Annotated in this window: 21 protein-coding genes, 1 tRNA gene and 1 pseudogene; 12 read left to right on the top strand and 11 right to left on the bottom strand. The window is 61.7% G+C overall.

From position 1 onward, the window contains the following. The 3 genes and pseudogenes from E3T19_RS19020 to E3T19_RS11660 form a co-directional block, all read left to right on the top strand. Positions 1 to 255, top strand: a pseudogene (locus tag E3T19_RS19020) (hypothetical protein); the annotation flags it as partial. Between the two features lie 100 nt (positions 256 to 355). Next, positions 356 to 427, top strand: a tRNA-Arg gene (locus tag E3T19_RS11665). Between the two features lie 206 nt (positions 428 to 633). Further along, positions 634 to 2,001 (top strand): NAD(P)-binding protein, encoded by a 1,368-nt coding sequence (locus E3T19_RS11660; protein ID WP_134408882.1) that lies wholly within the window; start codon positions 634 to 636, stop codon positions 1,999 to 2,001. Positions 2,002 to 2,292: 291 nt separating this feature from the next. Here the strand turns inward: E3T19_RS11660 and E3T19_RS11655 are convergent, their stop codons facing one another. After that, on the bottom strand, positions 2,293 to 2,922 hold the full coding sequence (locus E3T19_RS11655; RefSeq protein WP_134408881.1) for a recombinase family protein: 630 nt from the start codon (positions 2,920 to 2,922) through the stop codon (positions 2,293 to 2,295). 869 nt (positions 2,923 to 3,791) lie between these two features. Here E3T19_RS11655 and E3T19_RS11650 point away from each other — a divergent pair. The 7 genes from E3T19_RS11650 (at position 3,792) to E3T19_RS11625 (ending at position 10,819) form a co-directional block, all read left to right on the top strand. After that, a complete protein-coding gene (locus E3T19_RS11650) occupies positions 3,792 to 4,280 on the top strand; it encodes a hypothetical protein (RefSeq protein ID WP_133159801.1) in 489 nt (162 codons plus the stop codon). 738 nt (positions 4,281 to 5,018) lie between these two features. Continuing rightward, positions 5,019 to 6,170 carry a hypothetical protein gene (locus tag E3T19_RS11645; RefSeq protein WP_134408880.1) on the top strand — a complete coding sequence of 384 codons (1,152 nt, stop codon included), beginning with the start codon at positions 5,019 to 5,021 and terminating at the stop codon, positions 6,168 to 6,170. Between the two features lie 139 nt (positions 6,171 to 6,309). Further along, positions 6,310 to 6,918: a DUF4232 domain-containing protein gene (locus E3T19_RS11640; RefSeq protein ID WP_166788861.1), complete on the top strand. Its 609-nt coding sequence runs from the start codon at positions 6,310 to 6,312 to the stop codon at positions 6,916 to 6,918. 1,099 nt (positions 6,919 to 8,017) lie between these two features. Beyond that, a complete protein-coding gene (locus E3T19_RS11635) occupies positions 8,018 to 8,992 on the top strand; it encodes a glycosyltransferase (RefSeq protein WP_134408878.1) in 975 nt (324 codons plus the stop codon). Between the two features lie 532 nt (positions 8,993 to 9,524). Next, positions 9,525 to 10,163, top strand: a complete 639-nt coding sequence (locus tag E3T19_RS11630; protein ID WP_241980193.1) for a GNAT family N-acetyltransferase — start codon at positions 9,525 to 9,527, stop codon at positions 10,161 to 10,163. Positions 10,164 to 10,398: 235 nt separating this feature from the next. Beyond that, positions 10,399 to 10,542, top strand: a complete 144-nt coding sequence (locus tag E3T19_RS19015) for a hypothetical protein (RefSeq protein ID WP_166788858.1) — start codon at positions 10,399 to 10,401, stop codon at positions 10,540 to 10,542. Next, on the top strand, positions 10,523 to 10,819 hold the full coding sequence (locus E3T19_RS11625) for a transcriptional regulator (protein ID WP_134408877.1): 297 nt from the start codon (positions 10,523 to 10,525) through the stop codon (positions 10,817 to 10,819). Before E3T19_RS19015 ends, E3T19_RS11625 begins: the two co-directional genes overlap by 20 nt. 248 nt (positions 10,820 to 11,067) lie before the next feature. On the opposite strand, the gene E3T19_RS11620 is transcribed toward E3T19_RS11625, so the two are convergent. From E3T19_RS11620 to E3T19_RS11590, 7 genes are all read right to left on the bottom strand, one after another. Beyond that, positions 11,068 to 11,589 carry a hypothetical protein gene (locus tag E3T19_RS11620; RefSeq protein WP_134408876.1) on the bottom strand — a complete coding sequence of 174 codons (522 nt, stop codon included), beginning with the start codon at positions 11,587 to 11,589 and terminating at the stop codon, positions 11,068 to 11,070. A 276-nt stretch (positions 11,590 to 11,865) separates the two neighbouring features. Further along, positions 11,866 to 12,957 (bottom strand): hypothetical protein, encoded by a 1,092-nt coding sequence (locus tag E3T19_RS11615; protein WP_134408875.1) that lies wholly within the window; start codon positions 12,955 to 12,957, stop codon positions 11,866 to 11,868. 503 nt (positions 12,958 to 13,460) lie between these two features. Beyond that, a complete protein-coding gene (locus E3T19_RS11610; RefSeq protein ID WP_134408874.1) occupies positions 13,461 to 13,877 on the bottom strand; it encodes a hypothetical protein in 417 nt (138 codons plus the stop codon). After that, on the bottom strand, positions 13,874 to 14,389 hold the full coding sequence (locus tag E3T19_RS11605) for an RNA polymerase sigma factor (RefSeq protein ID WP_166788860.1): 516 nt from the start codon (positions 14,387 to 14,389) through the stop codon (positions 13,874 to 13,876). Before E3T19_RS11605 ends, E3T19_RS11610 begins: the two co-directional genes overlap by 4 nt. Beyond that, positions 14,389 to 14,847 (bottom strand): hypothetical protein, encoded by a 459-nt coding sequence (locus tag E3T19_RS11600; protein WP_134408872.1) that lies wholly within the window; start codon positions 14,845 to 14,847, stop codon positions 14,389 to 14,391. The genes E3T19_RS11605 and E3T19_RS11600 overlap by 1 nt, the downstream gene beginning before the upstream one ends. 274 nt (positions 14,848 to 15,121) lie before the next feature. Continuing rightward, complete coding sequence (locus E3T19_RS11595) at positions 15,122 to 15,307, bottom strand: hypothetical protein (protein ID WP_134408871.1); 186 nt, start codon at positions 15,305 to 15,307, stop codon at positions 15,122 to 15,124. Positions 15,308 to 15,584: 277 nt separating this feature from the next. After that, entirely contained in the window at positions 15,585 to 16,727 is a 1,143-nt protein-coding gene (locus E3T19_RS11590; protein WP_166788859.1) for an MFS transporter, read from the bottom strand. Between the two features lie 274 nt (positions 16,728 to 17,001). Here E3T19_RS11590 and E3T19_RS11585 point away from each other — a divergent pair, with 274 nt between their 5' ends. Beyond that, on the top strand, positions 17,002 to 17,409 hold the full coding sequence (locus tag E3T19_RS11585) for a hypothetical protein (protein ID WP_134408869.1): 408 nt from the start codon (positions 17,002 to 17,004) through the stop codon (positions 17,407 to 17,409). A gap of 139 nt (positions 17,410 to 17,548) precedes the next feature. On the opposite strand, the gene E3T19_RS11580 is transcribed toward E3T19_RS11585, so the two are convergent. After that, positions 17,549 to 18,112, bottom strand: coding sequence for a DUF6578 domain-containing protein (locus E3T19_RS11580; RefSeq protein ID WP_134408868.1), 564 nt, complete (start codon positions 18,110 to 18,112; stop codon positions 17,549 to 17,551). Positions 18,113 to 18,342: 230 nt separating this feature from the next. Between E3T19_RS11580 and E3T19_RS11575 the strand changes: the two genes are divergently transcribed. Further along, positions 18,343 to 18,861 carry a hypothetical protein gene (locus E3T19_RS11575; protein ID WP_134408867.1) on the top strand — a complete coding sequence of 173 codons (519 nt, stop codon included), beginning with the start codon at positions 18,343 to 18,345 and terminating at the stop codon, positions 18,859 to 18,861. Positions 18,862 to 19,849: 988 nt separating this feature from the next. Here the strand turns inward: E3T19_RS11575 and E3T19_RS11570 are convergent. Both E3T19_RS11570 and E3T19_RS11565 read right to left on the bottom strand, forming a co-directional pair. Continuing rightward, positions 19,850 to 20,239, bottom strand: coding sequence for a hypothetical protein (locus tag E3T19_RS11570; protein WP_134408866.1), 390 nt, complete (start codon positions 20,237 to 20,239; stop codon positions 19,850 to 19,852). 45 nt (positions 20,240 to 20,284) lie between these two features. Further along, entirely contained in the window at positions 20,285 to 20,665 is a 381-nt protein-coding gene (locus E3T19_RS11565; protein ID WP_134408865.1) for a hypothetical protein, read from the bottom strand. Between the last annotated feature and the right edge of the window lie 165 nt (positions 20,666 to 20,830).

The following is a 20,830-nucleotide window of genomic DNA, read 5'->3' as shown; positions in this document are numbered from 1 at the left end:
ACCCGCCAAGGCCCCGGCGGCGCCCTCACCTGGACCACCCCCGCCGGCAAGACCTACACCTCAGCCCCCACCAACACCGACCCCACCACCTACGACCCCACCACTTACGACCCCACGACCTACGACAGCCAGCCACTCGGCCTCAGCAACTCGGCGGTCTCGCCACCGACGCCACCGGAACCACAGCTGCCGGCCCCGTCCAAGCGGTCGGCCTCCGCGTCTCGACGCAACGGCGAAGAACCTCCCCCGTTCTAACCGCCCTACCCAGCTGCGCCTGTTCGTCACCCGCCCAGCAACCGGCGCCCCAATCGGCGCAAAGACGTCCGCCCAGGGATGCTAACCTAGAGGTTCCTGGGCCCCCATAGCTCAGGGGATAGAGCACTGCCCTCCGGAGGCAGGGGCGGCAGTTCGAATCTGCCTGGGGGCACATTTTTTCACGTGACACGCCAGTTCGGACTTCTGCCACCTAGTTCGGACAATCGGCATGCGAATTCCGGGAGTTCATCCCGCGGCAGTCCATGAAACTGTTGCGATGACTCCGTTCCATTCCCCGTCGGGTAGGAGCGGATTGCTCCTCGTTGCGTCGATTCCTGTGCCGTTGACGCGGCCCCCAGCGAGTGTCACCATTAACACATGGCTCGAACCCTTGAAGCCGACTACCTTGTGGTGGGCGCGGGTGCCATGGGGATGGCATTTACCGACACGCTAATCGACCACGCCGACGTGCGCGTCGCGATGGTCGACCGCCGTCACGGGGTCGGCGGGCACTGGCTGGAGGCGTACCCGTTCATCAGGCTGCATCAGGCCTCGGCGTTCTACGGCGTCGCCTCGAGCATGCTGGGTGGCGGCAAGCTCCAGGTGAGCGGACCGGAGACCGGGCTTCAGGAGCGGGCGAACCAGGCGGAGATCACCGCGTACTACGGGCAGATGCTCGACCGGATGTTGGAGACGGGCAAGGTCGACTTTCTGCCCAACAGTCACTTCGACGGCGACCACACCGTCGTCTCGCATATCGCAGGGGTTCAGTTCGAGGTGCCCGAGTCGTGCCGGATCGTGAACGCCCACTACCTCGCTCCCAGCATCCCGGCCGAGACGGCACCGCCGTTCGATGTCGCCGACGCGGCTCGCGTCCTGCCCATCAACGACCTCGCGCGGCTGGAGGAGGCGCCGAGCCGGTACGTCGTCGTGGGCGCCGGCAAGACCGCGAGCGACGCCTGCATCTGGTTGCTTGCGCGCGGCGTGGACCCCGACGCGATCTGCTGGGTCCGGCCTCGCGACCCGTGGATGTTCAACCGCGCGCTCATCCAACCTGAGCCCGCAATTTTCCTCAGAATGGCCGCCGACGTCATGCAGATCTCCGAGGGCGCGGCCTCGCTCAGCGGCTTGTTCCTGCAGCTCGAGGACGCCGGGATCCTTCTGCGTATCGACCGCTCGGTCATGCCGACAATGGCCAAAACACCGACTCTCGCGTCGTGGGAGCTCGACCTGCTTCGCTCCATTTCAAACGTCGTCCGCCGCGGGCACATCGAGTCTGTGGATCGCGGCAAGCTCACCTTCGCCGACGGCGCCATGCGGGTTGCGGATGATGCCCTCGTCGTGCACGCCGCGGCGGACGGCCTGAAGTACCCACCCCTCGTCCCAGTGTGGCGACAGGAGGACATCACGCTTCAGCCGATCCGGACGGGCTTCCCGTGCTTCGGCGCCGCCCTGATCGGGTACGTCGAGGCCACCCGCACCGACGATGCCGAAAAGAACCGGCTCTGCCCGCCTTCGAACTACGGCAATTCGATGTCCCAGTGGGCTAAAGCGACCGTTCTCGGCACCCGGGCCGCGATCAACTTCACTGCCCAGCCCGACATCAAGGCGTGGTCGGACGGGGTTGCGCTCAACCCCGCGCGAGTGCCGCCGGGATACCCGCATTCCGCTGCGTTGGACGACGCTCGCGAACGTCTTGCGATCCACACCCGTCCGGCGCTGGCGAGGCTCGTCGAGCTGATGTGAGCTCAGCCTGTGCTCGGTCGCTCTTTGAGTCGCGCCACCGCCCGAGCTGGCCCGGCGGGGCGGCGCGCTTCTGCTCACTGTGGGGTGGGGCAGGATCGCGTGTCCGATGTGCGGTGGCAAAACCATCGACCTTGCACGGAGCTACTTCCGCGCAATTACGCGTGTCCGACCTTGGTAATTTGTCCGGACTGGACTGTCACGCGACCACATTTGTCGCGTGACACGCAACTTCGGACTTCTGCCATCTAGTTCGAACACACCGCAGACCAGCTCGTGGGCGTTCTGTACTCGTTAACTCGCACCGTCACTTTCCGGGGTCTCGTCACCGGACTGATCTGGCAACAGTCCCAGGGTGCGGGCCCGACGGTAGAACGTGGCGCGGGACATCCCGAAGTCGCGTGCGACCTGTGCCGTTGGTTCTCCGGCTTCGATGAGTCGGTTGGCGTTGCGGATTTGTCGGTTCGTGATTCTTCGCGGTCGGCCACCAAGGTTCTTGCCGGCCTTGCGGCGTCTATCGATCGAGTCGAGCACACGCTCACGCTTGATTTCGTGTTCCATCTGCCCGAGAGCAGCCAAGACTGTGAACAACATGGATCCCATCGGTGTCCCTGTGTCGACGTCTTCGCCGCCCAGATCGAGGACGCGAAGCTCAACGCCTCGGTCGCTAAGCCTTTTGGAGACGGCAAGAACGTTCTGCGTCGACTGCCCCAGCCGATCCAGCGTCGCGATCACGAATGTGTCGCCAGGTTCAAGCGCTGCGAGTGCGGCATAAAACTGAGGACGAACTGCCCGCGCTCCGGAACTCCCCTGATCAATATATAGGTCGTCACGCCGCACACCCGCCGCCAAGAGCTCGGCCCGCTGCACGTCAGTATCTTGCTGCCGAGTCGATATCCGGGCATAGCCAATCAGCTTGATCACAGCACTCCTTAGTTGTCTCATAACTAACGATGCGCACTGTAATTCACGTCGAGGGTTATGCAACGTAGTTGTAAGACTCGACCCGTAGTGAGATTCAGGTGATTTCGGAGGAAGTCCAGATCACGGCGAGGAGACGTCTCGAATCCCTAGGGTTTCGAGACAGATGTGGGCTATTCCAGCTCCGGTGGCAAGTGGGCCTTCAGAGTGGGCGCTAGCCGGTCCGACGGACACATCAGGGGTGTGCCAACGACGAAGCACAGGATGCAGCTCCCGACCAGTGCCAGTACCAAGCCGCCTTGCGGGTGCCCCTGGAAAGTGCCAATGAGAACTACAACCGCTCCAGCCAAGGCAAGAACGACGCCGCACAACACGAGCGCACCACCAAGACGAACTGATCGAGACAACCCCGATCGAGAGGTCCCCGCTGCAGTGATATCGCGGCCGGATCCGTCCGGCTCTCGCGGGAGCGTCGTCGGCGGTGTCAGTATCCGGTCACTGTGTCGTCTCGCAGTTTCGAAGGCCACAGGTGACGGGTGGGCGACGTAGCAAGCGCAGCGCCGTACTGCTCCGGCGCAGACACCATACGGCCTACGAATGTAGCCAACATGATGGTTCCGATGCCCGCTGCCACCGCCCCAAACACGATCGGGTCGGCCTTACGGCGCATTCTCGCTGCTTCCGAGCCGATTCGCTGAACCCACGCGTCGGTTTCTTCGCCCTGAGGCATTGTTTTCCTCGTTTCGGCGACTGTCGAGTGCGGAGTGGCAGGTGCTCGTATGCGCGACGATTGACACCTTAGGACATGGGACGGCAAACGCATGATCGATGTGCGTGACCAACGGCTCCGAGAGGTCGCATATGCTCGGGCCATGTCGCGAAGATTTTCGCTAGCCACCCGAACAACTCTTGGCTTGATAGGCGGGCTCGTTTCAGCGGGGCTGCTGGCGGGGTGCAGCCTCCTCGAGCTGAGGACGTCGTCTCCCGACGAGGTCGAGACAGCGAACCTGCGGATCTCAGCTGATCAGATCAGCTACTCCTTCGACGGCTACTGCGGAGTCGGAGTGAAAATCGAGAACCTCAGCCCCACGCCGATCAAGTTCAACGAAAGCGACCTTGCAGTCTTCGACGGCTCAAGCTCGACCGAGTGGGATCTTCCCTTCGGCGGTCGCGCCGGATCAGTGACGACGGAGCACCGAGGTTATGCGATCGGCGAGTTCCCCTCGATCATCGAGCCGGGCGCCACCGCTACGGATGCCTTCGTCGTGTACTGCAAGGAAGGCAACACGTACACAGTCACCGTCACTTCACTCGACGGCGACAGCGCCTCATTCGATTTCACCAGCGCGCCAGGCGGTTGACATGGGCGCAGCTACGATCGGGCACCTGCTGGTCGTCGGCCTGTTCATATGCGCCGGGTTGTTGTTCGGCGTATAGGTGCCGGGTTGTTGCGTACGGGTAGCCGCCTGCGGGTGCCGGCTCCTCCTCTGAGCCCAACCTCGGTGTCTCATAGCCTCGGTGTCTCGTATCCCATACGAACAGCGGCAGACGCTGCTACTGCGGTGTCCGCGGGAGCAATACCCACGAGACTTTACGCGTCGGTAGGGTTTCGAAACAGGCAAGCCCAACAGGCGTTGAGAAAGTTGCTTTGGGTCCGAGGGTCAAACCCCGAGCTGCGGGATTCCAACCAAATAGCCAGTGCAGCCGGGCTCTCGAACTTTCGCTTGGGGTGGGTGCGCTTCGCAGGATTGTGATCCGATCCCAACGGGCATGGACGGTTGCCGGTCATGGCAGGCCCTGGAGAATCTAGGCTGCCCGAATTGGGGGCAGAACGCGAGGAGTAGGGACCAGATAGATGGCGGAGCTTGCCTACACTGCCCACTACTCTCGCAAGAGGAGCCGTGTTGTTTTTTTCGGTCCGCCCGGACAGAAGAGAACGATCAGAGGGTCCGGTCCGTCGTTTCTACGCCGATGCAACTGCGGATAGGAACTGATGCGGATCGACTACGCGCGTTGGCCAGGCGACTAGGCATCTTCAGCGTCGTCGGCTAGAGACCCTAGATACACCTTCTGTCCGTTTCGTTCAAAGGATTCGCCGTATGCGCACGACCCGGACTGGCCGCATCGCCCTCACGCCCGCTGTTTTGCTCGCCATCGTGGTCCTCAGCGGATGCACTGCGGGGCCCCCGATAGAACCGTCAGCGTCCGTCGCACCAACACCAGCGGCAGCGAGCGTTTACACCTGCGACGACATTGCCGCCCTTGATGACGTGGCACCCGTTTTCGTCACCGCCGACGGAACCGCGCCGACCCCGGTGGCCGCGATCCAGCCAGCGTTTAACCTCATTGACTACGTCGTGCCAGCCCTGGGCGGTCTGTCCTGCTCCTGGCGGGTCGGCCCCGCGGTCACCAACCCGTTGCTCGACCCGGTCGATTTCGACTGGGCTTACGTCAGCGTCAAGGTCGTTCCCGTCGGCGCCGACTCTTGGGCGCCCTACACGGTGGGCGACGACGCCTTATCGTTCGGCGACGGCCCTTCCGCCACCGCGATGACCATCGGAGGCATTGAAGCGGCGACCGGGTGCGGCTACGACACCGGCTGCTTCATCAGCGCGCCGGTCGGCGATGCCTGGGTCGAAATCGTGTTGAGCACGAACTGGATCCAACGCGACGGTTGGTATTTCTCCGGGCTGACGCCCGACGCGATTCTGGCGCAGATGCAGCCGCTCGCGGCATCCGTTTTCACCGCTCTGACGGATGCTCAGCCCGGCCAGTTGGTCTGGCCGACGGTCGATCTGGTCGAACACGAATCGGACTGCACCCGCGCGGTGGGGTCGGAGGGCATCGCCACGGCTCTCGGCGTCGACTCGCTCGAATACGAAGTCCGGTCCCCACCAAACGGCTTGACCTACTTTGAGAACTACGTGGCGCAGCGGGCCGGGGTATTCCAGTGTGATGTGGATGCCGACGTCCCGGCCGACTTGATCGGCGCCGGGGTTTGGGGTACGTCGGTCACGGTCGGTTACGACCTGGCCGGACTCGTCGACACGATGGTCTCCACACCAGACACCCAGGCCCTGCCGACGATTGCGCTGAAGGGCGCGGTCGAGGGTGAGCACGCCGTGCAGATGTGCTCCGACGTGACACCGTTCTGCGTCGTGATCTTCTCACTCGGCCAGTCGGCCTACCAGGTCGCGTCGACCAGCGACACGGTGGCTATCGCCGAAGCGATCATCGCCCACACCCGCTAGTGGTCATGTTTGTAAGTTCGTCGAGGGTTATTGACTGTCCGACAACGCGACACTGTCAATGGACGACAGCCTCCATCGTCTGGCTGGCAAAAGAGACCTTAGATGCACCTTCTGTCCGTTCATTCAAAGGATTCGCCGCATGCTCAAGACCCGGACTGACCGCATAGCCCTCACCGCGCTGCTGATGCTGCCCACTCTCGCGCTTGTAGGATGCGCCGAAGGGGCCGCCGAGGCTCCGGCGCCCACTGTGGCCAGCGCACCCGTGTCGAGCTCGACCCCGACTGCAACCCCCCAAGTCGGAGCGGCGGAACCTGTGTGGCCAAACGACCGGTGTCAGGACGAACAGCTCGCCGCTGAGCTTGTAGAGCGTCCCGACCTTTCTACAGCGACCCGGGAGGGGCTCGCGATCGTGCTCACGAACGTGTCGGAGCAATCCTGCTCCTACTACGGGGGACCAGGAGTGCTGTTGCTCGGCGCCGACGGCACTAATCTGGCCAGCCGTGACGACAAGATATTGGGCCCCATCGAGCCGGAGGCCGGGGCGCTCGCCCCGGGCGAGTCGGCCCAGGTGGAAGCGCTCCTCACGTACGTCGTCACGTACGACTGCACGCCGGCGAAAGTGACGACAATCCGGGTGCTCGTGACATCGGATGGTGCTGGCCCGGGCATCGACGCGCCAGCTGATCTGCAGGTCTGCGGCGACGCTTGGACCGACTTCACGGTCGGGTCACTCGTTCCTGCATCCTGACTCCGCCGGATGCCGCGCTGCGCTCGGCAGGCCGTCGTCCTGTTGAGACTGCACATCTGAAGCACTGTCTCGTTACTTATGTGTGTCATATCCCATGGGATACGAGACAAAGGAGATCGCCTGTTCAGCGACGAGCGGCAGCTGACTTGTCTCGCATCTGGACCTTTCTCGCATCCGTACGGCTTCGAGGCACATGACAGGCTTCGTTCGTGGGACGATACCGTCGGCGATAGGCGGCATCTCGGTAACGACGGGTCGAAATCCGAGGGAACCCGTTATGGTTCGAAATACGTACGAGCCAAGGGGACGGGCCAAGCGATGCGAACGAAGACTGTCCGTCCAGAACGACTACTCGGGAGGCACATGCAGATGACCGACACCGAATATCGCCACTCTTCGAAACGACGATTGTCCGTTCTGTTCTCGCCTATCCGTCTCGCCCTCTTACTGGGGTCTGTGGTGTAGCTGATCGTGCTGAACGTGATCTACATCAGCAACTCCGGCAATCCGTCATGGGCTGGTCCCGCCTCGGCCTTTCCGATCCTGGTGTGGGTGACAGTCATGCTAATCACGGACAGCCGTATCGGAGGGCGGGGAAGACGTAGCTCGAGCATTTCGGTCAACCCCGAAAACGTCGAGCAATGCCATGGTCACCTTGGATGAGTTGAAGAGCTCCCTTCCTCCCTGAGCTGCCCCCTTCACGTGTCTCGCAACCGATCTGCCTCATAGCCCATGGGATACAAGACGCTGTCTACCCGCTCTGAGTCAGCGCGGGCAACCAGGTCGATACGCCAGATAGCGATCACAGACCGCCGCCACAAAGCGCCAACAGCCACAGGCTACGTGCGGCAGTGATGAGCGGTCCGGAAACGATCATTTCCGATCGCAGCTCGCCCCATTGGAGGATTTCGACAGCTTTGCAGCAGGGTCAGCCAAGCCAATCCGGACTAATCTGATGGCTGTGCAAGTTACCTGCTCCTTTGTTGGTGGCGCTGGCCATCTTGTTCCCCAGCTCCCCCTCCTTCGAGCACTGACGAAGGCCGGCCACGACCTCACTCTCGTTGGTCGCGCATCCGGAGTCCGGTCAGCCCCCGCTGGGATGTTCCGTCGAATCGTCACCGCCCCCGATCGTCGAATCGAGGTACGCAGTGAAATTGCCGCACTGTTGCCGGTGGACCGGGAGGCTGAGGTGAACGTGGTAGCCACGTACTTCGCCGGGGATGCGGCGCGCCGATCAGCGGAGGCGATTGAGAGCGAGCTTGCGGATTCAGACCTGATCGTTTGCGACGAGCTCGACTTTGGTGCGATGGCGATGGGAGTGCGAGCCGGCATGCCGGTCGCAGTCGTGTCTGTCATTACCTCGGGTGCCCTCGTGCGTCCGGCCCGAGTGGCGGATGCTCTGGAGCAGCTTCGTTTAGAGTTGGGCGTATCCGAGCCGCTGAATTACCTAGGCGACCGTTTTGTCATCCCATTCGCTCCTGTCATGCGAGACCCGGAGTTTCCGCCACCTCCCAATGCGCTATGGCTGCGACCCGATAGGGGAGCGATGACGGACCCTGATGGTTCAATCGTGGCGACCCTCGGAACTGAGTTCAACACCGAGTCGGGTGATCTATTTGAGCGCATCATTGGGGCTTTGTCCGAGCTAAACGCCCCTGCCGTGTTGGCTGTCGGCCGAGACCTCGACCCGACACGATTCGGCCCAACGCCTTCGCACATCAGAGTCGAGCAATACGTCGATTTTGCAGAGCTGATCCCTCGCGCCAATGTCGTCGTACATCACGGCGGAAGCGGACTCTTCGTGCGATCCATACTCGGCGGAGCATCACAGCTAGTCCTCCCGATGGGTGCAGACCAACCATTCACGGCCGATCGCGTCGAAGCTCTAGGAGTCGGAGCAGTCCTCAACTCTCAGACCGCGGGGACAGCAGATATTGCAGAGCACATGGCGGAGCTACTAGCTAGCGGAGAGACGAGAGCTCGAGTTCTGGCGTTACGAGCGGAAACTCTCGACCTTCCGGACCCGTCAGCGGCGGTGGCAGACCTGGAGTCTCTCGTAGAACTTCGCTCCTAGAGGGGCACCGCCGAAAACGCTGTCAAAACGCCTGTTCAATTCAAAACCTGTTCCCAGGTCTTGATTACGAGTAGTTTCGTGAACAGCAGTTCTGGCACCTTTGTGAGCTGGCATCCAGAGTCACGCATGCTGTAGCTCGGAAACGATCGATTCCGGTCGCGTCGGCCGGGCTCCACTGACAGGATGAAAGGGTCCCCACCTCTCCATGGCCTGCGCGCAGCGGGGCCCTGCTCCTTAGAGACATGCGACCCGACGACCTGATACACCTGGTCGCTCTGCGGAACAACCCTGCCGTGAACCACTTTATGCTGCGCACCCACGTCGACCCCGAGGCGTGGTGTCGAGAGTGGATGACGATCCCGGACAGCGAAACGGACTCTTCCTGCGTTGCCCAGCTCGATGGTGAGATCGCCGGTCTGGGCTTCCTCGACGTCATCGACGGTATGGGCCAGCCCGGGATGCCTGAACGCACGCAGGGCGTCATGGGTTACATGCTCGAACTCGACCTCGCCGGGAGGGGGTCGGGACCGACCTGGCCCGTGGTCTTCTGTCCGCAGCATTCGACTCGCTCGAACTACGGCGCGTCGTCGCGAGCTGCAATGCCGACAACGTGGCGTCAGCCCGCGTGCTCGAAAAGGTCGGCATGCGACGGGAGCAGCACCTCTCGGAAATTTGTGGAAGCATTCTCAGAGGAACATATTTGCCGCATGGAAAGTGCACGCGAACCGGAACGACATGCCTTGCACGAAGTAGCCAACACGCGTGCACGCAGCGCTCGGGCATCCCGTGCCCATGCCTGGTTGCAGCTCGCTTATGCGGTGTTGATCGCCGCGTACGTGGGTGTGTTCGTTCTCACTGGATCGGCCGAGGGAGGCGCCGCAGCATTCCGCGGCAACACAATGGCGCTGATCCTGCCGCCTATCCTTGTGTCTTCATTGCTTGTCTCCGGGACGAGCGAGCGGTTCCGTGGCCGGCTCAGGGCGTCGATCGCCCAGCGGGTCAGCTTCGGCGTCTTCTGTGCGGCGTTAGTTGCACTACTCATCTGGGGGATCGCCGGGCCCGGGTACCCATGGTGGGTTGCGCTCGTCCACGCGGTGGTGACTCTCCTGCTGTGTGCGGTCCGACCCGCATTCCTGCTGCGGGGCACGGCGGCGTCCTCGGCCGACGGTGAACCGTGGCGGCGGAACCCGCTTCCGCGTCCGGCGCAGGTGACGACGGTGTTGCTTGGCGTCTACTTCGGTCTGACCAGCGCGCTGGTCCTGCTGCCTGTCGTATCGTCGCTGAGCACAATTCTCGGAATGCTGGCCGTGATTGCGGCCACGCTCGCGCGAACGGCGCAGTGGGGGCTGCTCCGCACCGGATACGATTAGCGACTCCCGCAGTCAGCCTTCGCCCTAGCCACGCTCGTGATGTTCATGCTGGCGGTCCTGATCGTCACCTCTTATCCGGTGACCCCCGAGATCACTGTTGTTGCGGGTGCGGTGGTGGCAGTATCCATCATCGTCTCTGCATTCGTGCCCAGGCGGAGCGATGGCGCATCCCAGGCATGATCTTGATGAGGGGCTCCTCACACCGATACGTCTCTCACTCATGGCAGCACTCGCCGGCGACCTCGAGCTGGACTTCGCCACGCTACGCGACCTGCTCGAGGCGGATGACTCCGTGCTAAGCAAGAGCATCTCGCACTTGGGTAAGCTCGGATATGTCAAGGTCACGAAGGGCTATGTCGGCAGCCGCCCACGCACCTGGGTTCGCTCCACGAGCAAAGGCAAGCGTGCTCTCGACCGCCACATCCGGGCGCTGCGGGAGATAACCGGCACAGAATAAGTAGCCTTTAGAACGGGCGCTGACCTGAGGTGTCTCATAAGTTCGATGCCTCATAACCCATGCGATACGAGTCACAGGAGATCGCCTATTCACGCGGCGAGCGGCTGGTCAGTGTCGGGTCGAGCGACTGGAAGCTAACTTCGATTAGGCTCGGCACAGTCGAGGAGCTCTGGGAGACCTGCACCTGTCGTTCGGCGGAGTCGTACTGGAGGGTCTGCCTGGACACCTTGTTGGCTGCCGCTTGATATTCAGCGGCGTTGAAACCCACAGACTCGACGATGACGAAGGGCAAGCCGGTTGTTCTGTAACAGTACGACGGCCTCGGCCGGAGCTGATCTCTTGAACGCCACATGCATGGCCGGGGTCTTGTCGAAGAACGCGTAGCCGAACTCATCCGGAAATTGCTCCTCGATGGCTGCGGTGGCGGTTCCAAGCGGAGCGTAGTTTGCTTCCCAGACCTCATCGTCTCCGGGAATGGACGCGTCGGCGGGCGGAGTATGTGGCAGGACCTGCTCGGTACCCACTCCCAATACAGCGCTGGCCCCCGCAGCATCATTAGGTTCGGATACGGGAGGTGTAGCGCAACCGGACAAGACCAGCGCGGCTAGCCCGGCCGCAACGAAGCAGGAAGCAGGAAGCAGGAAGCAGGAAGCAGGAAGCAGGAAGCAGGAAGCAGGAAGCAGGAAGCGAGCTTGCTCATTTTCGTCCTTCAGAAGTTGTTGCCAGCATTCGCTCGAGCCAAGTGGTCGATCCGCGCCGAACGGATTCACCCGTCCATTCAATAATGTCCGGAACATGCCACTCGGGACCCGCCCAATCGCGTGCGACGAGCGGCAGGAGATTTGTTTCGTATCTTGACCTGCCTCGCATCTCTAGGGATATGAGACAGCCTGCGGACATCAGCACTGCGCCACCATCACGCCAGCAAACTTCTCAGATGATCGGCGGGTCGATGTGCGCACCGCAGGCGCCCGGTCTCCGCGTGCTGAAACTGGGCGACGTCGTGACCGCCGTCGACTGGCGTCGCGATCAGCGCCGGGTGGGGATTAGCGAGTAGGTGCTTCGATCGTCATCTCCGCAAACGGATAGTGGCAGTCCGCTGTTGCTGGCACGTCTTCACAATCCCGGTCGGGGTCGAGCATGATGTAGCCGTCTCCCGTGAGTTCGGATGGAACGGTGACAACGACCGACTGACCGGAACCCTTCTCTATTCGGGCGCCTGTCGGTGTGTCACCACTTCCGAGCCGCACGATTACTTCGCCTTCCGTAGCGTCCGTTATGGGGCAATGCTCTGGCGTGGTTGTCACCGTCACGGTTTCGCCTGCTATTGAGGTGGGCGGAGTGACGCGGAGCATCAGCGGGGTCTGCTCACAGTCAGCGCCGACTTCCAAGGCCGCGATTCGCGAGCTCTTCGCCTTTAGTGGACGTGGATTGGCGAGGCTTGCGTCCACTACCTCCCGCTCGCCCAGCGGCTCGGACAGGGTCACGGTGAATGGGGTTGCAGGGTTTGACGGACAGGCGTTGATGCCGCCTCGTGGCCGCACTCCGAGCACGAGGCTCACCTGGTCGTCGGTCTCATCGATACTCACCACCTCAATGCGCTCCTCCGCATCATCGCCCCCACTGCAGGTCTCCTCGGTCACGAGAAGGCGCAACTCCTTCGACAGCGGATCCGGCGGCGACTGGAACTCGACGCCGGGCACAGTCAAATCACCCAGGTCCACGGTGAGCGCACACCGGCTGCTCGAAGCGCCGTACCAACCCGGTGTGAGGTTCGTCGCGTCGTCCACCCAAGCGACCGTGTGCACCTCACGGTCAGGAGCGAGTCCCGGGGACACCGGATCTGCCACCACTTCAATGTCGCGCATGACGCCAACGGTGTCTTCCGTGGATACCGCCACGTACCAACCCTCCCCCGAGGGCACGCCCACTGGACTGCCGTCGTCCCACACCGCTTCTGAGAGCGCGGTGTGCCCATGCTCGCCAATGGAACTCATCGGCACACGCGCCTCCAGGGCCTCACGGGAGATCGACAATCCGTCGCACAAGAAGACGTCACCGGCGACAAATGGTGTCGGTACGATGCTGGGCTCTAAATCAGCAGCGGATCCTGCGCATCCGGACACTGCGAGCATCACAAGCACTGCGCCTAGGCCAGAGAAAGCGATCCTGTGCATGCTGCCCCTTTGTTTTGGATGCTCACGTGGGCGGCAGGCTCTCGCTCAACCACCCCGAGTGCATTTTCGAACTCGTCGGTTTCGTTCGTTCACTAGATAATGTCCTGAACGGGCCGCGGAGTTCTCATCAGCCTCGAACTGGGGTGCTTGGGAACCCAAATCGAGTTGTCATTACGATGTGACGCGTCTCGTAACCCAGCTGACTCAAAACTCATGGGATTTGAGACGCGATCGACGCTCCTGTGGACGCGACGCGCAACAGGCGACTTGTCTCGCATCCTGACCTGTCTCTCATCCGTAGGGATACGAGACAGGCGGCGGATGACTAGCGCCCCAAGCCATAAAGAGGGCTTGGCTGGGGAAAATCGTTCGAATTTGATCGAAGTGTGACAGACGACATCATTCGGCTTGGAACCCATGGGATATCGGGATGGATGAGCAAGCGTTTTACGCCTCATTGCAGATCATGCGGGCACATGTTCGGCAAAGCTAACGCATTCCTGGATCGCCTGGATACCCATTACCCAGCAGGCCCAAACGAGTATCAGCGCCAGAAACAGGGTAACCACTGCGGTCGCAGTCCTCGCTGTATGGATCGGACGGGCAAGAACAGACAACAAGGACGCAGCCGCAGAGAGTATCGGAATAAGTACAGACACAATCATCACAGCCACGACTACGGGGATCTTAGCGGCGTAATGCGACTCCGGATAGTCGTTTGGGTCAAAGTTGAACCCGGAGATGAAGGCGATGAACGTCGATCCCAGGGACACGCCCAGGAGTGCGACCGCCAGGGACAGCCACGCGCCTCCACTCCACTGATTCCACCATTCCTGCTTCTTCGTGGTGGCCGTCGCAAGCGGGTCCCTAGCCGCACTCATGACAGGCTCAGGCGTGCTCGCATGCTGCGGCGTGCTCGTGAGTACCGGGCCCGAGCCGCCTCCGGGCGGATACCAAGGACCCCGCCAGCCTCAGCGATGCTCAGTCCCTCCCAGACGACGAGGGTGACCAGCTCCTGGTCGCGTGCCGAGAGCGAGGCGAGTGCAGTGATGGCCGTGTCGTCGTTGGACTGTGGCGCGATGGGCCAGGTGTGTAGCTCGTCTCGCAGCCGGCTGGTGAGCGCCAGCCTGCGCATGCCGCTCCGCCGGTGTGCCGCCAGGACGTTGTGGGCGATGCCGTACGACCAGGCCCGTCTTTCATCCTCTAGCAGCGGGAGTGTGTCGCGCCGGCGCCAGATGACCAGGAGGGTCTCGGACAGGCAGTCCGCGGCGTCTTCGTTCGGTGTCACCCGCCGCACGAAGTAAGCCAGCAGCTCATCGGCAACGGACCTGATGAACTCCTCGACGCTCACCGTTTCCCGAACTGGGGCGTCCACCACGGGCTCTCCGCCCATCATTTGAACTCTCCGAGACGCTCAGCGCAAGACAGCTCCGAGTTAGTCTCCTTAATGAGTTTCGGTTCGCCGGCGGCAGCCGCGGCTGCCACAGCGGTCATCCGGTCAACGTAGCTCTGAGCCCCACTGCCGAACTCCGTTCGATAGTTGTCGGTGTCAGAGATCCAGGATGCGGCCAGGGCTTGGTCGTCCTCGTTGCCTGACGCGTGAGCTGTTATCCACATGTCGGTCCAGGTGCACATTGCGAAGTCTTCGTAGAATTGCATGATGAGGCCCTCCTGCATGCGCGACTGACCAGGGCCTTCTTTGGCGCCAATCTTCGCGACGAGCCGTGAGACGTCAGCGATCGCAGCATTCTTCGGCACGCCGGGCGGCAACGTGAGGTAGTCCGGGTAGGCCTCGATGACGACTTGCGGCGCGTCCTCTGCGCTGGGATCGATCCATTCGGTGTCGTCCACCTCGGTGCTCGTGGACGAGTCCCCGAAGACGCCGGTGCGGGCGTGCAAGGAGTTGCCGACTGCCGGTACCGTTACACCGACTCCGGCCAAGGCTATGAGAGTGCCGATGACCAGGCGGTGACGGCGAGTGAAGCCGGCGAACTGGCGTCGGCGGGCGGGCTCGTTGGCAGCCCGAATCTCGGGGTCTTCGAGCAGGGCCGTCAGGGCCTCTGTCGCACCGTGGGCTCCAGCCGAGACACGAACGTGTCCCAGTGCCCGAATTCGGGCTTCTACGTCATCCGTTGAATCGTTCATACCTACTCATGTCGGGCAACTGGCAGAACGTGACAAAAATCCTTTGCACGTCCTTGAACTCTTCGCCGACAAGAACTCCCCCCTGACGAAACGTAACGTAGGTTTCGCATTCCACGGGCGCCTTCACCAGCTGCTTCACGGTGAGTGCGGCGAGGTGGTCAAGCATGGACGAGTCTGGGCCCCGGGTTCCCGACGGCCGTAACCGGACAATCGTGGATTGTGGTGTCCAGTAAGCTAAGTGCCTCTTATCCCATGGGATACGAGACGTCGGAGATCGCCTTTACAGGCGACGAGCGGCACGGGACGTGTCTCGTATCCAGACATGCCTCGCATTCGTAGGGATACAAGACAGATTCGAAGCGCGCGGGCTTTGTCGATGGCTCCTCGGGACGATCCCTCCCTACTGCCGTTGTGACAGCACACTCGCGACAGGGCGGCCGCACCTACTCGGCAGTCGCTCGCGTGCTGGTGCCTCGAGGATGATCGGCTATGTCAGCGCGGTTCATTGCAATGGGCGTTATGACGGCGCCGAGTGCGATCAAAGCCGCTCCCCCGACGCAGGCAACTTGCCACTCGAAGGCGTCGTACGCGATCCCGCCCAATAGGGACCCAAGCGCGCTCCCGAAGAGTCCGGCTGCACTATAAAGTCCCATCGATCGCGCAACGCGCCCGTCAGAAATCTCTGAAAATATCGCCTGTTCAATGGGGAACAAGGTCGCCCAAGCGACACCAGTGGCAATCCACAAAGCTGCGACGACCAGAGGCGACTCAGCGAAAGCGAGACCGGCGGCGAAGACCGAGCTCATGGCAGCCGCAGCGACGACCGCCCGGCGCCGTCCGAAACGAATTACGAAACGATGAAGATATGTGGGTAGAACCGCCGCTGCGATTGAGCCTGGCAAAAAGACGAGTGCGATGCCGACAATGCTCAGGTTGAAAGCACGTTGAAGATGGAGGAGCAGCAGAATACCTAGCGCAGCCTCAGCAACGCTGGTTATCGCCACGGCTACCATCAACGGTCTTAGACGAGACGTCAGGTTGGCGCTAGCGGACGGAGCATGGTTGACCTCCGGTTTAGTCGATATCTCGACAAAGTCGCTGCGGGGACGGGCGACGACGAGAAAGGCTGCGGCAATGACACTTACAGCCGCCGACGCAACGAATAGCAGCGCATAGTTCTCAACGAAGCCAAGGAAAACTAAGCCCACAACAAATGAAGCCCAAGTCCCTGTTTCTTCAGCCGAGAGTAACTTGGCGAACGCTCCGCTTGACCGTCCGGACTCCTCGCCGACCATGGCTCGTAAAGCGACCAGGGCAAAGGAGGACCCAATACCCGTAATGGCTGCTGCCGTGAACGCGAGCGGGAGACTCACCAGTGCATCGGAAAGAGCGTAGACACCGAAAGCTACGGCGATCACGAGGCTCCCCAAGACGGCGACAAGCCACTTAACGATGGAGTCAGCGATACGGCCAGCAAAAGGTCTGGCGATGAAAGCGATCACAAGCTCAGTTGCCAGCAGCGCCCCAATCTGGCTCGGGTCAGCTCCAACAGCCTCACCCGCCCAGAGAGGAACGATGAATGCCATTAGGGCAACTGGCCCTGTAGTCAGGCTAGCCGCTCGATAAACCCTGGACATGTTCCCCGTTTGAAGCTCGCTAACCATGAGCGCAAGCATAGGGGCGACCGGTTACCTATCCCATCTCCACGAAGGGGGCGACTGCGGCTGACGACGTGTCTCATATCCGACGCGTGCCAAAACCCATGGGATACGCGACAGAGTCGCGTGGAATGACCGTCGGCAGGTGTCCCTTGTCAGCGGCTTCTGTCCATCAGAGCGGGCCGCGTCCTATTGTTGGCGAGTGAGCGATGATTCGCGGGTCATTGATCCGGTTACGCAGGTTGAACTACTGGTGCCTGCCTACGGCCCTCCGGAAAGAGCGATTCGCCGGGCCGCTCTAAAAAGAGACGGACTTCTGCGGGCGATTCAGTTCTATCCCGAGTGGCCGCATCCATGGCCGTTTTGGGACGAACGCGGTGACGTTTCCGCAGAGGATCTCGGGCTAAGCGATGCACTTCGGGAGGACCTACGTCGCTGGGGCGACGAGTGGGATACGACGTACCGGTATGACACCGGCTGGCCGAGTGTCGCTGCGCGGGATGTGTGGATGAACGAAGGGGATGACCTCGCCGAACGCGTCCAGCGTGAGGTCTGGGATATCGCCGATGTGAGAGCCGAACACCGGGGATTTCGGGAATATCGACCTTGACGCGAAAGCCACTTGCCGCGGTTGAAGCTCTCATCCGCCTCGCGCGGACCGTCGGTGTCTCGAAACCGTTGTGACTCATATCCCATGGGATGCGAGACATCGGGCACCTGCCGGCACTGAGTCCATGGGCCCTGAGCTCCTATTTCCGGACACGGACTATCCAGCCGACGAGTACACCGTGATGTACGCGCGGACTTTGCAGGCTCAAGACGCTGTGCTGCATGGCACCACCAGTTTCTGCCACCCTCACTCCGCGTTCCGCTGGGTCTTCCGACGGGTGAAAGCGCACGGAGATCTGGTCGATTCGAGTCACGCGACCCGTGAGGTGAGTCCAGACCAAAGCCTCCGTTGGGTGCCGCCGCGCTTCGGCGTAAGTGTCCAGCTGTAGAGAGATTGTTCGGTGGCCTGCAAACAATTGGGTCGCCCAGTCGGCATCCATCGACACGAGGTGCCAGTCGACGTGCTGATCGAGTGCGACGTCGAAGCCGTCTTCAGCGACCTGCCATTCGGTCAGCCACACGTCGGTCTCGTGTGGACCGCTGCTCGGCTGAATGTCCTCAGCGTCGACCGCTCCCACGTCCTTTTCGACGAGTGGGCGGAAGGAGAAGACGCCGAGACGCTCACGACTGCTCGCGCCGAGGGAATCTTCACGTTGACTCCGCCCAGGCATCGCCAAAGGCTGCTCACTGCTTGGGACCGTCATTCAGCCAGAATACGAACCCCAGCAGCTGAGCACTACTTCTCTGCGGGAGGCCCGCCTACGTCACGAAGGTTGCGGACAATGCGAGGGGTTCGAGGCGTCTCATTACCTATGCGCCTCGTATCCCATGGGTTTCGAGGCACGTAGGCTTTGAGACATGGGGATCGCTCGTGGGGTCCACCAGACTGGCGCGGTCTTCGAAACCGAGACTAACGTCTGCAAGTATTGACGCCATGATGCTAAACGGCGACGGCGGCCTACAGATCAGTTACGGAAGCCTTCAGCTCAGTGACGGAGCTCTCTGGTCGGGAGATCTTGAACACGATCGTCTGCCTGAGGAAGTCGCGGTCTATTTCGCTAAGAATGGCGATCCGGGCCAACGATACGGCGTGGCAAGTAACGAGCGCGCTCCCCAACACGTGTTGAGGAGACTGCTCGACGATCTCGAACCCGGCGTGTGGGGAAGTGTTCTGATGAACCGAGCCACGAGTACGGAGACGCTCGAAATTGCCGCTTCACTTCATCCTGATTCGGATGGCATCATCGGCAATCATCTCAATGCTTCAACGGAACGGATGAGACGCCTCAGAGGTAGCTATGTTGTCGGAGCTCAGTTCGATGTCTTTTTCGAACGCGTTAGCGCTAGTGAAGCTGAACGGGCTCTCCTTCACAAAGCCATCGATGAACTCGACAATCGAGCCACACTGGGCGCAGCTTGGGACACCGTTCGTCCACCGCCGCAGATCGAATGAAGAGCGCCCAAATGCCAACCTGAATGAGGCCGAAGAAGTGTCCCCTGACCTTTCTGCCTCATAGCCCATGGGATACGAGACATTGAGCTCAGCCCGAAGAGGGTCGGTCGCTTTTTGAGGGAGTGTCCTGTGCACCCGAACTTAACGCCATCGACAGCTACGGAACTGACGCCCCATCCGCCCACGGCGGCTCGACGCTCACGATTTACTATGCGTCTCGTTGCGGCCCGACCTGAGATCGTTCCGGGTGCTTCGCATCCGGAAGTAGTCGGCCAGCAAGAATCCGCCGAATACGACGAGCGCACCAACAAACACTTCGCCTACAGGCGCTCCCGTTAACACCCAGTACAGGAACGTGCTTCCTGCCATGGCGGTGGCCCAGAGGATCGAGGTCAGGACTTTTCTTTGGTGGCGTTCCATAAGACGGACCATTTTCGTTGGGGTAGCTGATCTCAGCACTGTTGCCCTCTGAATCGGCATGAGTGCGCAAAGAGCCACTTCGGCACCTTGCACCGTTTGGCACTAGGTGAGCTTCTCGATTTTCCTTGTGACGTTGTTTCGCAAGCGGTGAAGCTTCCACCAGGCTCGCAGTCTCGCGCATTTGAATCGTGCCGAGTTCCGCGAGTCCTGGCAGGCCGCGTTTCGAGAGTTCTCGCTCCACCAGCTTCCTGTCGTCGCTCCCCGGTCGCTTCAACCACGGCGTGGGCACTCTTCACACATTTCGATGAGAGAGCATGCGCAGCGATAGCGGCGTCGACTAGGCACTGGCACCTGCCTTTCGCCGATCAGGAGGGCGTTGCCTGGCAATCTGCCACCTTCCCATGACGATCACTCCACGCGAGCAATTCCCGTGCGCACAGGCGTTCTTGCATCAACACAAAAATCCGGCCGTCTGCCTCGTAACCTACGTGTCTCGGAACAAATGGGATACGAGACGCAAGAGACGCAGACGTGCGACTGCTGTGTGCACTGCCACTAGGCGATGCTTTCAGTCGTAGGTGATCCAGTAGCTGGCGGTTACGACCACAGTGTTCCCGGCGATCTCAGTCGTAAAGTTGATGGTTCGCGGGTCCCAGAACGATCCCGACACCTGTCCGTCATAGGTCGTCTCGAGGTAGCTGGTCAGCTCGGTAGTCGAGGAGTCCTCCCCGGGGCGAACTGTAAACGTTGACCAACACCCGCCCGAGCCGCAGCTCTTGTCCGCAGCGATCGCAGCCCCTTCCGGGAAAGCAAGGGAGGAGGCCGCTGGGACGTCTCCCTCGGTTGATAGGAGGCTCAGCCAGGCGCACCAAATGAGATACGGGATGATGAGTGCCATCCCGATCGCCACCCAGACGGCAATGATGGATCGATGGCGCTTGGACCGGATAGCGTTCACAGGCACACCCTAACGGCGTTCGCTGCTGTCGGATTCGGAGACGGCTTAGTCACCCTCGCCGTACATGCCCGCAATGGGCGCAAACTCGTCGGCGGTCTGTGCCTGGGCCGCGCCGGGCGCCGCATCGGCGGCCATCTGGTCGATGACCGGCTGCGGGAGGGGCTGACCGGGTGTTACGACGACGACGGTGCCATCGTGGAGGGTGATGTCGCGGGGAGCGTTCATCGTGAGCACCTGCTTCTCGAACTCGGAGAGCTTGCCGTCCCCGTTCGAGTCCTCTTCAATTGGCGCGGAGCCCTCGGCAGTCGCCTGCGGGGTCCTGTCGGTGTCGGGCAGAAACGAGGCGTCCCCAGTGGTACAGCCGGTGAGCACGGCGAGCACGAGCAGGCCTGCGCCGGCTGCTGTGGCGGCACGGATGGTGGTCACTCGGTGGCCCCCTCTAGTTGCACTGACCTGGAAGGGTTGACTACGCGGGCCGCTGGGGGCTTGCCTCCGAGGCGTGTGGCGATCTGTGGCGATCTGTGGCGATCTGTGGCGATCTGTGGCGATCTGTGGCGATCTGTGGCGATCTGTGGCGATCTGTGGCGATCT

Origin of the sequence: Cryobacterium sp. TMT4-31, assembly GCF_004403385.1 — a bacterium.
GTDB lineage: Bacteria > Actinomycetota > Actinomycetes > Actinomycetales > Microbacteriaceae > Cryobacterium > Cryobacterium zongtaii.
Note: the sequence above shows the minus strand (reverse complement) of the source record. Positions and strands in the feature narration are given on the sequence as shown.

Coding starts and splice junctions, on each gene's coding strand:
- E3T19_RS11635 (WP_134408878.1), top strand. CDS start 8,018: ATGTTCCGTCGAATCGTCACCGCCCCCGATCGTCGAATCGAGGTACGC.
- E3T19_RS11640 (WP_166788861.1), top strand. CDS start 6,310: ATGCTCAAGACCCGGACTGACCGCATAGCCCTCACCGCGCTGCTGATG.
- E3T19_RS11645 (WP_134408880.1), top strand. CDS start 5,019: ATGCGCACGACCCGGACTGGCCGCATCGCCCTCACGCCCGCTGTTTTG.
- E3T19_RS11580 (WP_134408868.1), bottom strand. CDS start 18,112: ATGACGGTCCCAAGCAGTGAGCAGCCTTTGGCGATGCCTGGGCGGAGT.
- E3T19_RS11660 (WP_134408882.1), top strand. CDS start 634: ATGGCTCGAACCCTTGAAGCCGACTACCTTGTGGTGGGCGCGGGTGCC.
- E3T19_RS11590 (WP_166788859.1), bottom strand. CDS start 16,727: ATGGCATTCATCGTTCCTCTCTGGGCGGGTGAGGCTGTTGGAGCTGAC.
- E3T19_RS11595 (WP_134408871.1), bottom strand. CDS start 15,307: ATGCTTGACCACCTCGCCGCACTCACCGTGAAGCAGCTGGTGAAGGCG.
- E3T19_RS11610 (WP_134408874.1), bottom strand. CDS start 13,877: ATGAGTGCGGCTAGGGACCCGCTTGCGACGGCCACCACGAAGAAGCAG.
- E3T19_RS11605 (WP_166788860.1), bottom strand. CDS start 14,389: ATGGGCGGAGAGCCCGTGGTGGACGCCCCAGTTCGGGAAACGGTGAGC.
- E3T19_RS11575 (WP_134408867.1), top strand. CDS start 18,343: ATGATGCTAAACGGCGACGGCGGCCTACAGATCAGTTACGGAAGCCTT.
- E3T19_RS11650 (WP_133159801.1), top strand. CDS start 3,792: ATGTCGCGAAGATTTTCGCTAGCCACCCGAACAACTCTTGGCTTGATA.
- E3T19_RS11625 (WP_134408877.1), top strand. CDS start 10,523: ATGGCGCATCCCAGGCATGATCTTGATGAGGGGCTCCTCACACCGATA.